Raw genomic sequence first — 16,325 nt, forward strand, 5'->3', positions numbered from 1 at the left:
GTAGGTTAACCTACATTCCTTCCAAAGAGAGAGTATTGGAAATATTTGCACCACCACAATTGACAGAGAGCCAAACTTCTTCGTACATTTTAGCTACTCGCTTAGGTGTATCTAGTAATCCTTCACGATGTGGATCTTCCCCAATAGCTTCTAAAATAAGACGAACCGCCTCTTCAATCTGTGCTCGATTTATTTCTGCCATTTGTCTTCCTCCTACTAAACGCAAAAAATCGAATAAATAACATTCTAATATTATCATATCCTGTTTGAAACAAGCAAAAAGGAAGACTGTTTAGAATGAAAGGACAAAAAAAGAGTTGCCACGAGACCGAGGCAACTCTTTTCAAACGCTCAAAGGGTATGTAATTACTTTACTGCTTCTTTAAGCGCTTTACCTGGTTTAAATGCAGGAACTTTGCTTGCTGCGATTTCGATTTCCTCACCAGTTTGAGGGTTACGTCCTTTACGAGCCGCACGTTCGCGAACCTCGAAGTTACCGAAACCGATTAATTGTACTTTATCTCCGTTTGCTAATGCGTTTTGAATTACTTCAAAAACAGCATCAACAGCTTTAGTTGCATCTTTTTTAGAAAGTTCAGCTGTTTCAGCAACAGCATTGATTAATTCTGTCTTATTCATGCCATTCACCTCCTCCCAAAGAAGTACGTTTGAATCATTATTATTATCAGTTGTAAACATTTCTATCAAAATATATACATAAATAAGTCAAGAAACCGCATGAAAACAGGATTTTTCAATCAATAGCGTTGATTCTGATAAAAGATTATCATAATCAAATCTGGTTAGCAAGAAGAATTCATGAAATAATGGCAATCTTTTCATCCACACAATCGATAAATGTAGCAAATTCATACTTAAGACCTATGAAAGGGACGATATGAATGAACAAATAAAAAGTGTCCCTGTTTGAGGAACACTTTGGCTTCATTATAAAATTATTGCAATTAATCCACCGGAGCCTTCATTGATAATCCGTTCTAATGTTTCTTTTAATTTATAACGAGCGTTCTCTGGCATAAGGGCTAATTTGGCTTGAATACCGTCACGAACGATGGAGCTTAAGCTTCGTCCGAAAATATCAGAATTCCAAATGGATAACGGATCATCTTCGAAGTCTTGCATTAAGTAACGAACCAATTCTTCACTTTGTTTTTCTGTTCCAATAATTGGAGCAAACTCCGATTCCACATCTACTTTAATCATATGAATCGATGGAGCAACTGCTTTTAAACGGACTCCAAAACGTGACCCTTGACGAATAATTTCTGGTTCTTCTAAACTCATATCTGCTAGTGTAGGGGCGGCAATTCCATACCCAGTTTGCTTCACCATTTTTAATGCATCTGCAATTTGATCATACTCAGCTTTCGCATGAGCAAAATCTTGCATAAGCTCAAGCAGATGGTCTTTTCCACGAATTTCGACCCCTACAATTTCTTTTAATACTTGGTCGTACAATTCATCAGGTGCGTATAAATCAATTTCGGCAATTCCTTGCCCCATATCGATTCCAGCTAACCCGGCACGCTCAATATAGTCATATTCCCCAAACAAATGAACAACTCGATCCACATCTCGTAATCTCTTAATATCTTTTACGGTTTCTTTGACCGCGTCTTGATAATTTTCACGAAGCCAATGATTTTCCTTTAACACCATCACCCAGCTCGGCAAATTGACATTCACTTCAAGTACCGGGAATTCATACAGTGCTTCTCGAAGAACATTTAACACATCTGCTTCACGCATGCTTTCAACAGACATTGCTAACACAGGAATATCGTATTTTTCGGTGAGTTGTGCTCGTAATTGCTCTGTTTCCGGATGGTATGGACGTGCGGAATTTATGATGATGATAAACGGCTTTCCTACTTCTTTTAACTCTTCAACAACCCGCTCTTCTGCTTCAATGTAGTCATGTCGATGAATTTCCCCAATCGTACCATCTGTTGTAATAACAACACCAATCGTTGAATGTTCTTGAATCACTTTTCTTGTGCCGATTTCAGCAGCTTCATGAAATGGAATTGGTTCCTCATACCATGGTGTATGAATCATCCGCGGCCCATTTTCGTCTTCGTACCCCTTCGCTCCGGGAACGGTGTAACCGACACAATCTACTAACCGAATATTTACGTCTAATCCTTCACCGACATGTACCGAAACAGCTTGATTAGGAACAAATTTCGGCTCTGTTGTCATTATCGTTCGACCGGCTGCACTTTGGGGAAGTTCATCTTGCGCCCGCGCCCGATCAGCTTCGTTATTAATATTAGGAAGGACGACGAGCTCCATAAACTTTTTAATAAATGTCGATTTTCCTGTTCGAACTGCTCCAACGACTCCTAAATAGATGTCGCCTCCTGTACGTTCTGCAATATCTTTAAAAATATCTACTCTTTCCAAGAGATTCCCTCCCGTCGCTTAAGTTCCTCCATTTAGTGTAATATTCCTGGACAGTATTATGTGTATGACGTTGTCCTATTACGATATGACTAATGATGAAACATTTTTTCGTTTAAACAAAAAGCCCTTTCCTCTACAATATATTTTGTAGGGAAAGGGTTATGACTAATTTGTGAAAAAGACAGGCTCATTTTTCTCGTTAACGGTATATGGTAATGAATATGCGGGAACAAATGGGGAATTCTCCATCAGTATGTATCGAATATCTTCTCCTTGTTGAACCGATACTTCCATTTGCTGTAACGCTTGATATAAATCGATTCGATAATCGACGAAAATCTCAGCATTTCCGTTTATCACTAGCGGTAAATTGTTTTGTGTAAACGGACTAACAACAAACGGCTCTTCTTTGTAGCCTAACAATTCATAATTCAGTGTATACACATTATTAGCAATTTCTTCTTTAAATGGTGGGTATCCTTGAGATTGAATGCGAATCTTTATTTCGCGAATCGTTTCCGCTATTCGTAAATCAATTAATTTAACCGTCGGATCTTCTTCAACATTTACGAGGACGTATTGAAAGATCCCCCCACTTTCAAATGCGTTTCCTGGCGCTTCCGATAAGTATTGCGGTATCAATTTTTGAAAATCAATTAAATATTTTTGATATAAAGGTGTATCATTATTTTTCGTTTTAATTGGTAAAAGGCCACCTGTGTCTTCTTTATACTGATTAACAGCCGTTTGAACCATCTGTAATTGTTGTTCGTAAGGAATTTGATTTTTAGCTAGTCGTTCTTCTGGATACATACAAGCGGTTAAAATGATAGAAGCAAATAAAAGGATCGCTCCATGTAATAATTTTTTCACTTTGACGCCTCATCCTTTCATTAAACGAAACGGTCCCTATACCGTCGGTCCACTTAATACTACATATAGCATCATTAATCCACCTGATATCATAAATATATAAGCGAGTAAAGCTACAATCCATTTAAAAAATCCTTTTAATTTATAACGGCTTATATAGATGGCTAAGATCGATACAAACATCGCCCCCATCGCCGCAAATGAAATCCACATTTTCATCATTGCTGGAGACATGTGTACCCCTCCTTTAGTTTCGTCCTGTATTATATCATATCATTTCGATTAATAGAAAACATTGAAAAAAGCTAAAGTAAAGATGGACTTTACTTTAGCATCTACAATAAATACCCACAACCTAGTTCAAAGCTTAGATTCAATCATCACCATTATATGTGAATGGAATCAATTCAGCATCCTCATTTGCCTAATAAAACTATTATTTCTCATCTTCTAATCGTTCATCAAGAATATTCACTAAATCTTCCATTTCATGTGTTTTCATCCGATTCATCAATGCATCTACCGCTTTTTTCGGATTTTCTCCTTTAAATAAAACCGCATATAGCGCTTCCGTTATAGGCATGGATACATTGTACTTTTTCGCTAATTGGTAAGCGGCTTTTGTCGTTCGAATCCCTTCAACGACCATTCCCATACTATTTAGAACTTCTTCTACTGTTTCCCCTTTGCCGAGCATATTTCCTGCTCGCCAGTTTCGAGAATGCACGCTCGTACACGTAACGATTAAATCGCCAATACCGGCAAGTCCAGCAAACGTAAGGGGATTTGCCCCCATTTTCGTTCCAAGGCGAGAAATTTCTGCAAGCCCTCGTGTCATCAATGCTGCTTTTGCATTATCACCATATCCTAAGCCATCGGTAATACCAGCAGCTAGAGCGATAATATTTTTTAAGGCTCCACCAATTTCAACTCCTACTATATCCGGATTCGTATATACACGAAAATTTTGGTTCATAAATAAATCTTGTACAAATTCCGCTGCTTTCATATTTTTCGAAGTGACTGTAACCGTTGTCGGATGACGTAAACTCACTTCTTCAGCATGCGATGGCCCCGATAATACCACGACGTCTTTTAACAAAGATGGTGGCATCTCCTCTTCAATCATTTCGGAAATTCGCATCAATGTATCAGGTTCAATTCCTTTACTTACATGAACGATCGTAACCGGGTGATTGAGACAAGAGGCCATTTTTCGAACAACTTCGCGAATCGCTTTTGTCGGTACGGCGACAATCACCGTTTCTAATCCTATTAAAGCCTCCAATAAAGACGTATATCCTTTAATCGAGGCCGGCAGTTTGATGTTCGGTAAATATTTTTCATTTGTGTGGTAATGATTAATTTCTTGAATTTGCGCTTCTTTATGTCCCCAAAGACGGACATCGTGGCCATTGTCCGCAAGTACTAGCGCTAGCGCCGTCCCCCAGCTACCTGCTCCAAGAACAGCTACCGATTGTTTATCCAATCCCATCACCTACTTCTCTACTCTATTTTCGTGCTCGTGCAATAATTTTGATTGGCGTTCCTTCAAATCCGAATGCATCACGAATACGGTTTTCTAAAAATCGTTCGTACGAGAAGTGAAGCAATTCTGGATCATTTACAAAAATGACAAATGTAGGTGGCTTCACAGCTACTTGTGTGGCATAGAAAATTTTCAACCGTCGTCCATTGTCAGTCGGTGTTGGATTCATAGCCACCGCATCCATGATGACGTCATTTAACACACTTGATTGGATGCGAAGGGCGTGATTTTCACTTGCCATATTAATCATTGGAAGAAGTGTGTGTAACCGTTTTTTCGTTTTGGCAGATAAAAAGACAATAGGAGCATAATCAAGGAATAAGAAGTGATCTCGAATTTTTTGTTCAAATTGACGCATCGTTTTTTCATCTTTTTCAATTGCATCCCACTTATTCACGACAATCACGATTGCTCGGCCCGCTTCGTGTGCATAGCCGGCAATCCGTTTGTCTTGCTCCCTGATTCCTTCTTCCGCGTTTAAAACGACTAAAACGACATCGGAACGTTCAATGGCGCGTAAAGCACGTAATACACTGTACTTTTCGGTACTTTCGTATATTTTTCCTTTTTTACGCATCCCTGCGGTATCGATAATGACGTATTTTTGACCGTTATACGTATATGGTGTATCAACGGCATCACGCGTTGTACCAGCGATGTCACTTACAATGACACGCTCTTCTCCTAAAATAGCATTGACTAATGAAGATTTGCCTACATTCGGTCGTCCAATTAAACAAAACTTAATCACATCGTCTTCATATTCTTTCACGTCTTTTTTAGGAAAATGGCTTACTACAGCGTCTAACACATCCCCAAGTCCAATGCCATGGGAACCTGAGATCGGATACGGTTCACCGAAACCTAGGGAATAAAAATCAAATATTTGTTCCCGCATTTCGGGGTTATCAATTTTATTAACAGCTAAAACAACAGGTTTATTGGATTTATACAATATTTTTGCAACTTCTTCATCTGCCGCGGTGATTCCTTCCCGACCGTTCGTTATAAACAAAATGACGTCTGCTTCATCAATAGCAATTTCCGCTTGCTGACGAATTTGCTCTAAAAATGGCTCGTCACCAATTTCAATTCCACCAGTATCGATAATATTAAATTCTGTATTCAGCCATTCAGCCGAACTGTAAATGCGGTCCCTCGTTACTCCTGGGACGTCTTCCACAATAGAAATACGTTCCCCAACAATACGGTTAAAAATCGTCGACTTCCCTACGTTTGGTCGACCAACGATTGCAACAACTGGTTTCGCCATGGATGTCACCCTTTCTTTCTGTTTGCTATTCTTTTCCTATAAACGTATTAAGCAAAAAAAAAGACCGAGATGGCCAGTTTACATGTTTGAGATGTTGTCTTCTTTCCAATTCTCTTTCTACTGATCCCTAGAATGCATGTCTTCCTAACTTCATAAGTTTATCAATATTTATAGAAACAAGCAATGCTATTTTAATGTCGGACAATGATATAGATTTCTTCCGTTAATTCATGCGCAATTCCATCCAAAATAGCTTCCAAATTTTTCGCCATCGTGTTCATTTCCTCTTTCGAATCACAATGAAAAACGGACAACCCCGATGGAACTTTTTTTGGATTAATGGTAATAGCTGCTAACACACATTTATCTAAATTCATTTTAATTTTCTTCCTTTCTTATTCGCTTTGGACTTCGTCGGCATTCGAATAGCATTTTCAAGGGTTGGAACTTGTCCGATGATCGCCAAAGCTTTTTCCACATCTTTTTCCTGTGGAAGGACAAAAACACCGACACGACCATCATCTAAATCTCGTTTCGCTAATGGGACTAGCGCTGGGGTGCCAGCATCACGATAGACTCCAAGAGCAGTTGAAATATCATGTAATATCGCCTGACGTTGTCCTAAATTGGCGATGGTCGATCGGGCATTAAAGTTTTTTGGTTTTAAAATAAAGCCCATTCCGTATTTTAAAATTTCTTCTTGTCGTTCTTTTAAACCAATATTCATAATATATATCGTATCAACATATAAACCGGCCCCTTCAAAATGCGGTTTTACATATTCGATTTCTACGATATCTTTTAACTTTCCACCAGACTTAAGTCGATTTGAAAGTAATAGGGCCAGGATACCGATTACAATCGCTGCATATACATTAATAACTAGATAGGCTAATGTCGTTAAAAATGAAGTAAATATAACTAAATAATTGCGACTTTCAAAGGCAATGGCGATTCCTTCAATGTACGTTGGTCCGCGGGGGACAAGTTCAAATTGGTCTAGCTCGGTGAGTGTATTTCGTTCCATATTTCGTACTTCTCGAAATTGTGAAGCAGCTAACGTAAGAAACGTAATGGCGGTAAATTCTTCTTCCATGATGGCTGGTACCGCTACCGTTCCTAATCCAGCGGCTATAAAACCAAGTGCGATATGAATAATTTTCCCATGTAAATACGTTGGATATTGACGATAATCCGTTTTTAGCATATAAATTCTGGCGGCCGTACCGATAATCACCCCAAATACAATCGGGTATACGTACTCGTTCATTATCCTTCTTTGCCCCTTTCTTTTCGTAACCAGGCTGTATCGATGATATATGACAAATTTTCTAACCCTTTCCAAACAAGATGAAGAAAAGAAAACATACAAATCATGTCCAATACATAATGGGTTCCAATTTGTGATGAAAATCCCCATTTGGCTAAAAGAAGCTGAAACATGACTTCTCCTTGCATCATCCCCAACAGCCCTGATAACATCCGACTTTTCGTACAATCGGAATAAACTATCATCGTAAGAGCAAATATAAATGCGGCAAGCATCCATTGTGGATGAAAAATCATCCATACTGGGTCTACTAATTGTAAAAACAAGTACCCGTTATAACTTAATGTGACGATAAGCGATGTAATCCAAAGATACATCCACTTTTCGTTAAACGTACTAGCAAGATAAACAAAACCCATTACATATAAAAAAATAAACGTTCCATTCAACGTGAATCCCAAAAAGGGTACATTAATCTCGGAGAAAACAATCGCTAGTAAAAAAAAGGCGCTTAAACGAAAGCGGTTTGGATCGTTTTTTCGAACTAAAAACGTAGTAAAGATCCATCCCATCCAGAGAAACCAATAAAAAAAAGCCCCCTCCATCTTGACACCTCCTATTATCCCCATTATGGGTCATTGTTATGTGAACTAGTCATGAATAACAAAAAAAAATAAGTTTACATTACATAATGGAGGTGATAAGCTTGGGCAAAGATCGTCAAGAAAAAAAGCTAAGAGATTCGCGCCGAGTGGAATCGGATCGAAATCAAGCATTGCATTATCCTGGGGCAACAAAAGTGGAAAAAAGAGAGCAATAAATTTTATGGAAAACGTTCCTCAAACATAAGCAAACGAAAAAGGCTGACACCACATCGATGAAAAACGATGTAACATGTCAGCCTTGTCTTATTTATTTTTTTAACGAGCGCATGCTAAATCGCTCTGGATGCAGTCCTCTTAGTTCAAGCCATTCTCTCATTTTCCCTGTAATTAAAAGAGGTATTTGACGTAAATCGGATAGATGTGGCGCCCCTAATGCACACATGATAAACCGGATATCTTCATGTATATGCTGTATTTCTTCAATAACACCTTCTATCGAATGTTCTTGCAATTTTTTTAGTACAAAACCGGCTAGTCCGCAAAGGGAAGCTCCAAGGGAAATAGACTTTACGACGTCCAAGCTTGTTTGAATACCACCAGAGGCAATGATATCGAGATCTTTCGCACCCTCTTTTGTTTCGACAATGGAAGCAACAGTTGGAATCCCCCAATCATTAAAATAATTTAACATTCTTTTACGACGAGCATTTTCAATGGCGGCAAAATTTGTTCCTCCATATCCACCGACATCAATAGCCGCTACACCAATTTCCGTAAGTGTTTGTGCTGCTTCTCTACTCATACCAAAACCGGTTTCTTTCACGATAACGGGGACATCTACCTTTTCAATAATATTTTGAATTCGTTCGACCATTCCCCGGAAGTCTTTATCTCCTTCCGGCATCGTTAATTCTTGAACGACGTTTAAATGAATTTGCAAAGCGTTTGCTTCAATCATTTCAACAGCCATCTGTGCTTGGTCAACACTAGCTTCAGAACCGAGGTTCGCAAAAATGATTCCTGTAGGGTTGACTTTCCGCACAATCTCATACGACGTTCGTTCCGTAGGGTCTTTAAGAGCGGACATTTGTGAACCGACTGCCATCGGAATGTTTGTTTCTCTAGCGGCAATGGCAAGTTGTTCATTGATTTGTTCCGTTTGTTTGCCACCACCACCCGTCATTGCATTGATAAAAATAGGCGAACTTATCGAAAGTTCGCCTATTTGTGTATGCAATTCGATTTGATCGATTGCACATTCGGGTAAGCTTTGATGAACAAATATCACGTCATCAAAACCGTTTTTTCTTGATTGACCGATTTCAAGAGCATACCGAATATGTTCTTGTTTACGCTGAGCTCTCGACACGTTGAATCCTCACCTATTCTATTTCAAGTCCTTCAACTTATCTCCAATCACTTCTCCAAGCTGAAAACCTTTAGATTCTTCTGGTAATTGGAAATCAATTTTTGACATTTCCTCTTTTTCTTCAAGTTCTTTCATGCTTAAGGAAAGGCGATGTTCTTCTTCGTTAACGTCTAATACTTTTACTTTTACTTCTTGACCTTCTTTAAGCACTTCATGTGGAGTACCAATATGTTTGTTTGAAATTTGGGAGATATGAACAAGACCTTCTACACCAGGGAATACTTCTACAAAAGCACCGTAAGATACTAAACGCTTTACGACACCTTCTAAAACAGAACCAACTGGTGCTTTTTCGGCAATATTAGTCCATGGACCAGGAAGAGTTTCTTTAACGGATAAAGAAATACGGCCATTATCCCGGTCAACGGAAAGGACTTTTACTTGTACCGTTTGGCCCTCAGATATAACATCTTCTGGCTTCTCTACATGTTCATGGGATAGTTGTGAAATATGCACAAGACCGTCTACCCCACCGATATCAACAAACGCACCGAAAGATGTAATTCGTTGGACCTTACCTTCTATCACTTGACCAGGTTCAATACGTTCAAGAAGTTGCTTTTTCTTTTCTTCTTTCTCTTCTTCAATAACGGCTCGATGTGATAAGATTAAGCGATTTTTTTCTTCATCTAATTCCACGATTTTAAATGACAGTGTTTTCCCTTTGTAATCGGAAAAGTCTTCGACATAATAATCTTCCACTAACGAAGCAGGAACAAATCCGCGAACACCAAGGTCCACCACTAAACCACCTTTGACAACATCCTTCACTTCTGCTTCAATCGTTTCGTTCGCTGCCATTTTTTCTCTTAATTCCACCCAAGCTTTTTCTGCATCTAACTTACGTTTCGACAGAACCAATAAATCATCTTCCACTTTAGTTACAACGAGACTTAACTCGTCTCCTACACTTACCACATCAGATGCTTTGTCAATATGCAAGCTAGATAACTCACTAATCGGGATAATCCCATCTACTTTACTCCCAGCAATATCTACAAACACTTGTTTTTCTTCAATTTTTGTAACGGTTCCTTGAACTTTATCACCTGTTTTAAATGATTGAACCTCTACTTGTTTCATTTCCTCTGTCATATGTACTCCTCCTTAATCCATGACTGCTTAAAGAATATCTCAAAGTGACTAAATCATCACTTGATTCCAATTACCAGATTAAGTTTCCTTTCTTATTAAATTCTAACAAATGTTCCCTTTTGTCAAGTGAGAAGCCTTATTTATTTTCATCTATTAGTTTTTTAATATGGGACATAATATATTCAGTCGCTTCTTCAGCCGAAGCTTTCCTTTCTTTTAATTCTCTCATACTTAATGGTTTACCGTAAACTACTTTTACTCGACGAAACGGCTTATATGGACCAATAATGGCACAAGGGACAACATGAGCTTCTGTACGAAGAGCGAAAAATCCAGCTCCGGCTAATCCCTTACCTAATTCTCCTGTTTTACTTCTTGTCCCTTCCGGAAACAAACCGAGAACATTTCCTTCACGTAAAACAGCAAGCCCTTTCTTTAACGCTTCTCGATCACTCATTCCACGTTTAACTGGGAAGGCACCTAATTTGGTGATTATATAGTTTAACACGGGAACACGAAATAATTCTTCTTTTGCCATAAAATGAATCGGACGAGGAGAAGTGACACCTACCGTAGGAGGATCTAAGTTGTCAATATGGTTGGCACAAACAAGTACCCCACCGTCTTTTGGAAAGTGTTCTACTCCTTTTACTTCTATTCGATATAACGGCTTAAGGATGGATCCTGCAACAAATTTGGCAAACGAATAAAATGTCACGTTCATCGCGTCCTTTCCTCAATCACTCTCATGATGCGATCAACCACTTGATCAATTGACAATGAGGTTGTATCGATTTCAATCGCATCTTTTGCTTTTTTTAATGGCGCAACTTCTCTTTCGGAATCTAATTGGTCGCGACGAGCAATCTCCTCTATTAAATTCTCTAACGAAGAAGGAAATCCTCTTTTTAAATTTTCTTCATGACGTCTTTTGGCACGTTCCTCGACGCTTGCTAACAGGAAAATTTTTACTTCCGCATTCGGTAACACATGCGTTCCGATATCGCGCCCATCCATGACGACTCCTCCTTGTTCAGCAAATTGTTGCTGTCGTTTGACCATTTCTTCCCGAACGAGACCGTGTTTGGCAACGATGGACACATGATTCGTAACTTCAGAAGTTCGAATATCAATCGTCACGTCTTCACCGTCAAGATACACTAATTGTCCTTCTTCCCCCTGTTTCAATTCAATCATCGTTTCTTTTAATAATTCCAATAGCGCCTTTTCATCATTTACATCTACGTGATTCTTTAAGGCTTTATACGTTAAGGCACGATACATGGCGCCAGTATCAATATAAATAAAAGATAATTTTTCTGCGATGATTTTTGCTACTGTACTTTTTCCCGCAGCAGCAGGACCATCAATCGCAATTTGAATTGGTTTGTTCATTTTTTTCACCTGCTCTTTTAATCTCATTTGTCCGTCAGTTATTGTATCATAAAAGCATTGGCTGTTAAGTGCTTTATTTAATTACAAAAAGGAAAATTTATCGCACTTCAAAAAAAATGAGGCGCCTATACCGCCTCATTGTCGGTTCATTACCTCAATCATTTCGGTGAAGCTTCTTTTATTCACACCTTCATACATCGTTAGTTTATTTAGTGGTGGGAATAACTCAAGATGATGAAACGCAATTTGGGAAACTATTAATAAAACGAAATGAAACACAACTAACTTTAATACAATTCGTTCCACTCGTTTCAAAACGCTCCACTCCTTTTTCGTTTGTCCTTAGTGTGAAGCGTTTGTTATATTTTTATACTATATAAGTCCTTTTTTCTTCAAATCGATTTGACGATCAAAACAAAAACGAATGATTTTTTGGCGGCTCGCCTCATCTAAATCTACAAACTGTAGTGAGGCAATTAGCATGTGATCTCTTTCAAATATTCTTATAATTTTACAATCTACTAATATGTATTCATATTGGTTAACCGCCATAGGAAGGACAAGCCAACATTTTCCAATAAGACCTTTTTTTAATGTAGACTTTTCTTTGGGGAAGATGACCGCTAACCCTCCGGCGCTAATGTCTTCTGTAATTGTTACAAACGTTTCATCTTCAAAGGTGAGAGAAATATCAATGGCGGTTTGAATACGGACGTATTGTCTTCGTTGTATTTTTTTTAACGAAACGTCCCTTGGATAATGAAGAGCCACCATCGGGACCGTTCCTTTTTTTCGACCGATAACCTCGGTTTGAAATTCGAAAACTTGTTGATATTTATCAACAAAACTTACTTTTAACCTGGTCTTGTTTAATAAAAAGACCGTCTTATCAGTTTCCATGTTCACCGGATAATCGATGTAAAGGTGAGAACCGTTTATGTCAATGACTTTTGTACGATATTTTTCACGTATTTCCTTATCAAGTGGTTCAAGTGTTAATGTCATACCAATGCTCAACATGTACGTTCACTTCCTGTTTTATAGTCCCCATAAATTTCCTATGTTCAATTTTACTGGAAGATTGATTAAAAGAAAAGCTACTATTTCTGATAAAAAAGAGAGAGACTATCTCTTTCTGAATGAAACGAAACAAAATAAAACACTCCTACAAGAGGAGCGTTTAAATGGACTCATAAATCGGTTCGGCTTGTGGTAACCTTTCTACTTTTTCTTCCATCCCAGTTTCTGCATTGATAAAAATTCGATACGTATCATCTCCAAGAACTCCTAAAAATTCATGGCATAGAACTTCTTCCGCTAAATCGTTCGTTATCACGGCTAAATGGTGTTCCATCACCTTCACATTAGGATTGATTTCTTTACGTGCTTCTTCCATTGTTATTTGCGGCTTCGGAAGCTTTCGTTCCGTATTACTTTTTAAATAATCTTCCGCCATAAATCCAATCATTTGCCCATTATCAAGCGCTATTTTCACCTTGATTGACTGAGGATATATTCGAACTCCATCTTGGTTCGTTACATACGTAAAGACACCAATATGATCATATTGCGTACTTTCGAACAGTTCTAACTGTTTGTATCCATGGGCTTTTAAAAACTTTTCCGCTTTCATTGAAGCTTCATTTAAGCTAATTTTTTGCTCTTTCACATCCCGATACACGATAAACCAAATCGGATAGCCACCTTTTTTGGTAATATCGAGATTGGCTTGCATCCCATTTCGATCCTCTAATGCGACAGAATAAAACCCAAAGTCCGACCCTTTACCGTTCTCACTAACCTTGACTTCCTTGTCCCCTTTCAGACCTGAATAATCTTTAGCAATTTTGATAGCCTCTTTCTTTGAAATATCCGGTCCTTTTAAATTTTTGAAATTTTCATCTTTTTCTTTCATGCTAACAAACGTGGTTCCACCTACATTCGTTTCACCGTAACCATCAACGGTTTTTTCTACTGTTTTAAAGCCGTCTATTATCGTGTTATCTGTATTTTCTTTTCCGCTCGCTAACGCAAGCTCAACGTCCATCCACCGTAAATTATTTTTTAAAACTAAATATTGTACTTGTCTTAACTCCTTTTGAATATCAGCGCATTGTTTATAAAGTTGCTTTAATGTTTCATATTCTTTTTCGGTTAATGGCTCTTTGTCAAGATCACGGACAGCTGTACGAAAGCTAAAATCCCCAATTTTCGACAAAAACTCTTCCGTTTTATTAAACGGTAACAAAGAAAGGGGAAGTTGCCCTACATCAGTATGGGCTTCAGAAGTAATTCGCCACACATCAACTAATCCAGGGGAAAGTGACTTTCGAGAGTTCATCGCTAACGTTGTACCAATTTTGTCATGCAACAAGTCAATTTGATACGTTAAATCGTGAAACGCCCGTTGATAATTGTTTTCGGCATGAATTAAGATGGCATTTTTCTCTCGGTGCTCTTGGTATCCCCAATAGGATGTCCCAATCACCGCTAGTGATAAAACGGTAATAACCAAAATACGTAACATCATCCACCCTCCTTACTTACAGAAAATATGTTTCCCAATTTGTTTAATTTGTGGTCTTGACCAAATCCAACTGTTAGTAGCTGTCGCTGGATTAAAATAATACAGCGCATTTCCTGTTGGATCCCATCCGTTTATTGCATCTATTACGGCTTTCTTTGCTGTTTCATCTGGTTCTAGCCAAATTTGACCATCGGCAACAGCCGTAAATGCACCTGGCTCAAAAATGACTCCCGACACAGTATTCGGAAACGAAGGACTTTCTATCCGATTTAAAATGACCGCAGCGACCGCAACTTGACCTTCATATGGCTCTCCACGAGCTTCTCCATAAACAGCGTTAGCCATTAATTGAATGTCGTTTTGCGAAAAGCCATTCGGTGTGTTAACAGCAGTAGCTCTCGTTTCTGGTGATGTATACTGCCTCGTTGCCCTTTTCTTCACTTGCTTGTCTAATGCGACTCCACCATAATGAGTAAATTCGTTTCCTTTGCGGATTTGTTCTTTTACAAACGATTCATGATACTTTGATACTCTGATTAGTTTATCTTTTGTATCTTGCCCTACTAGTCCATCTACAGGCAACCCGAAATCGTATTGAAAGTTTCTTACCGCCCAATACGTTCCCCAGCCGAAGACACCGTCAATTTTCCCGTTATAATAGCCGATATACTGCAAACGGGCTTGTAGTTCAATCACATCGTCTCCAACCGCTCCTTTTTGAATCACTTGATTCGTAAATGCATGCGTAGGGGATGGTGTGGCTTGAACGGAAAGCCATAAACAACTAATGGTGACGATAACCACCAATTTGTACAATGTCCGTTTCTTCATCTTACCTTTCCCTCCAAAAGTAGTAGCATTATACTTATATTTTGTTATCGAGCAATTTTTATACAATCGTCTCAAAATCTCTAATAAAAAACCCTTCTCTTCAAAATCGAAGAGAAGGGTCGTTTGTTTGTTCCAAATAATGCTTAGCAGATAAATGATGGGCTAGTTTTGCTTTCCTCAATCCGAGCCACCATAAAAATAACATAAAAGGAACGATATAAAAAAGCCACTTCGTTTGAGTTAATAATATTAAATCATAGAAACTATGAAGAATAAACGGAATAACAATCGATAATAACAGCCACCATGCCTTTCGTCCATTAGAAAATTTCCCTTTTCCTAAATAATACCCCATAATGATTCCAAACATCGCATGACTCGATACTGGCAATAATGCTCTCCCAAACGCGAACTCAATTCCATTTGCTAGCAAAAATAAAATGTTTTCCGCAGTGGCAAACCCTAACGACACACTAATGCCGTACACGATTCCATCATAAGGTTCTGTGAAATCAACATGCTGATAAATAGCAAAATATAACATAAACCATTTCATAAATTCTTCTAATAGCCCTGCAAAGACGATAGCTTTCATCCAAACGTACGGGATGGCCTGTTCAGCTTCAAACACGTATTGAACGAACATAATCGGAAATACTAAAACCGCGCCATATAAAAACGCTTTAATTACCGTGCTGATTGGTTCCATTTCAAATTCATCTTTTAAATAAAAATAGCTTAATAAAGCTAAACCAGGAGCAATACCAGCGGAAATGAGGACCAGCATGAAATGACCTCTTTTCTTTCTGTTTTCTTAATCGTATCATGGAAATCAATCGATGAAAATAGACAATCAGTTTGGCCAATGAATGGAAATAGATGTTAGAGGGATTCGACTATTAAACCTCTCCCACCTACACTTCGTTTAGTGGAGGGAGACTTCTCGGTGAACATGTTAAATATAAATATTATTTCTTTTGGCTCTCTGTCAATTGTGGTGGTGCAAATATTTCCAATACTCTCTCTTTGGAAGGAATGTAGGTTAACCTAC

General features: G+C 38.4%; 19 protein-coding genes and 1 pseudogene. 1 reads left to right on the plus strand and 19 read right to left on the minus strand.

Annotated features, from left to right (window positions below; all coding sequences use genetic code 11):
• Window positions 1-58: 58 nt before the first annotated feature.
• From ABES52_RS16530 to ABES52_RS16575, 10 genes and pseudogenes are all read right to left on the minus strand, one after another.
• Window positions 59-202 (minus strand): annotated as a pseudogene (locus ABES52_RS16530) (GTP cyclohydrolase I); the annotation flags it as partial.
• 164 nt (window positions 203-366) lie between these two features.
• Entirely contained in the window at window positions 367-639 is a 273-nt protein-coding gene (locus ABES52_RS16535) for an HU family DNA-binding protein (protein ID WP_429652416.1), read from the minus strand.
• A 309-nt stretch (window positions 640-948) separates the two neighbouring features.
• Complete coding sequence (gene spoIVA / locus ABES52_RS16540; RefSeq protein WP_429652417.1) at window positions 949-2,427, minus strand: stage IV sporulation protein A; 1,479 nt, start codon at window positions 2,425-2,427, stop codon at window positions 949-951.
• A 165-nt stretch (window positions 2,428-2,592) separates the two neighbouring features.
• On the minus strand, window positions 2,593-3,300 hold the full coding sequence (locus ABES52_RS16545) for a YphF family lipoprotein (protein ID WP_429652418.1): 708 nt from the start codon (window positions 3,298-3,300) through the stop codon (window positions 2,593-2,595).
• A gap of 36 nt (window positions 3,301-3,336) precedes the next feature.
• Complete coding sequence (locus ABES52_RS16550; protein WP_429652419.1) at window positions 3,337-3,534, minus strand: DUF2768 domain-containing protein; 198 nt, start codon at window positions 3,532-3,534, stop codon at window positions 3,337-3,339.
• Window positions 3,535-3,736: 202 nt separating this feature from the next.
• A complete protein-coding gene (locus tag ABES52_RS16555) occupies window positions 3,737-4,789 on the minus strand; it encodes an NAD(P)H-dependent glycerol-3-phosphate dehydrogenase (protein WP_429652420.1) in 1,053 nt (350 codons plus the stop codon).
• Between the two features lie 22 nt (window positions 4,790-4,811).
• Complete coding sequence (gene der, locus ABES52_RS16560; RefSeq protein ID WP_429652421.1) at window positions 4,812-6,122, minus strand: ribosome biogenesis GTPase Der; 1,311 nt, start codon at window positions 6,120-6,122, stop codon at window positions 4,812-4,814.
• A gap of 191 nt (window positions 6,123-6,313) precedes the next feature.
• Complete coding sequence (locus ABES52_RS16565) at window positions 6,314-6,499, minus strand: capping complex subunit for YIEGIA (RefSeq protein ID WP_429652422.1); 186 nt, start codon at window positions 6,497-6,499, stop codon at window positions 6,314-6,316.
• On the minus strand, window positions 6,496-7,392 hold the full coding sequence (locus ABES52_RS16570) for a YIEGIA family protein (RefSeq protein ID WP_429652423.1): 897 nt from the start codon (window positions 7,390-7,392) through the stop codon (window positions 6,496-6,498). The genes ABES52_RS16565 and ABES52_RS16570 overlap by 4 nt, the downstream gene beginning before the upstream one ends.
• On the minus strand, window positions 7,392-7,997 hold the full coding sequence (locus tag ABES52_RS16575; protein ID WP_429652424.1) for a YphA family membrane protein: 606 nt from the start codon (window positions 7,995-7,997) through the stop codon (window positions 7,392-7,394). The genes ABES52_RS16570 and ABES52_RS16575 overlap by 1 nt, the downstream gene beginning before the upstream one ends.
• A 101-nt stretch (window positions 7,998-8,098) precedes the next feature.
• Between ABES52_RS16575 and ABES52_RS16580 the strand changes: the two genes are divergently transcribed.
• Entirely contained in the window at window positions 8,099-8,212 is a 114-nt protein-coding gene (locus ABES52_RS16580; protein ID WP_429652425.1) for a YpzI family protein, read from the plus strand.
• Window positions 8,213-8,304: 92 nt separating this feature from the next.
• Here ABES52_RS16580 and fni read toward each other — a convergent pair whose 3' ends face one another.
• The 9 genes from fni to prsW form a co-directional block, all read right to left on the minus strand.
• Window positions 8,305-9,366 carry a type 2 isopentenyl-diphosphate Delta-isomerase gene (fni, locus tag ABES52_RS16585; RefSeq protein WP_429652426.1) on the minus strand — a complete coding sequence of 354 codons (1,062 nt, stop codon included), beginning with the start codon at window positions 9,364-9,366 and terminating at the stop codon, window positions 8,305-8,307.
• Between the two features lie 18 nt (window positions 9,367-9,384).
• Entirely contained in the window at window positions 9,385-10,521 is a 1,137-nt protein-coding gene (rpsA, locus tag ABES52_RS16590) for a 30S ribosomal protein S1 (RefSeq protein WP_429652427.1), read from the minus strand.
• Window positions 10,522-10,657: 136 nt separating this feature from the next.
• The gene (locus ABES52_RS16595) at window positions 10,658-11,239 is read right to left on the minus strand and encodes a lysophospholipid acyltransferase family protein (protein WP_429652433.1); all 582 of its coding nucleotides are present in this window, start codon (window positions 11,237-11,239) and stop codon (window positions 10,658-10,660) included.
• 2 nt (window positions 11,240-11,241) lie between these two features.
• Window positions 11,242-11,916, minus strand: coding sequence for a (d)CMP kinase (cmk, locus tag ABES52_RS16600; RefSeq protein WP_429652428.1), 675 nt, complete (start codon window positions 11,914-11,916; stop codon window positions 11,242-11,244).
• Between the two features lie 135 nt (window positions 11,917-12,051).
• A complete protein-coding gene (locus ABES52_RS16605; RefSeq protein WP_429652434.1) occupies window positions 12,052-12,222 on the minus strand; it encodes a YpfB family protein in 171 nt (56 codons plus the stop codon).
• Window positions 12,223-12,288: 66 nt separating this feature from the next.
• Window positions 12,289-12,936, minus strand: a complete 648-nt coding sequence (locus ABES52_RS16610; RefSeq protein WP_429652429.1) for a flagellar brake protein — start codon at window positions 12,934-12,936, stop codon at window positions 12,289-12,291.
• Window positions 12,937-13,096: 160 nt separating this feature from the next.
• Window positions 13,097-14,443, minus strand: a complete 1,347-nt coding sequence (gene ypeB / locus ABES52_RS16615) for a germination protein YpeB (RefSeq protein WP_429652430.1) — start codon at window positions 14,441-14,443, stop codon at window positions 13,097-13,099.
• Between the two features lie 12 nt (window positions 14,444-14,455).
• Entirely contained in the window at window positions 14,456-15,274 is an 819-nt protein-coding gene (sleB, locus tag ABES52_RS16620; RefSeq protein WP_429652431.1) for a spore cortex-lytic enzyme, read from the minus strand.
• 100 nt (window positions 15,275-15,374) lie between these two features.
• The gene (prsW, locus tag ABES52_RS16625; protein ID WP_429652432.1) at window positions 15,375-16,061 is read right to left on the minus strand and encodes a glutamic-type intramembrane protease PrsW; all 687 of its coding nucleotides are present in this window, start codon (window positions 16,059-16,061) and stop codon (window positions 15,375-15,377) included.
• Between the last annotated feature and the right edge of the window lie 264 nt (window positions 16,062-16,325).

This window comes from Aeribacillus pallidus (assembly GCF_050478865.1).
GTDB lineage: Bacteria > Bacillota > Bacilli > Bacillales > JACDOC01 > JACDOC01.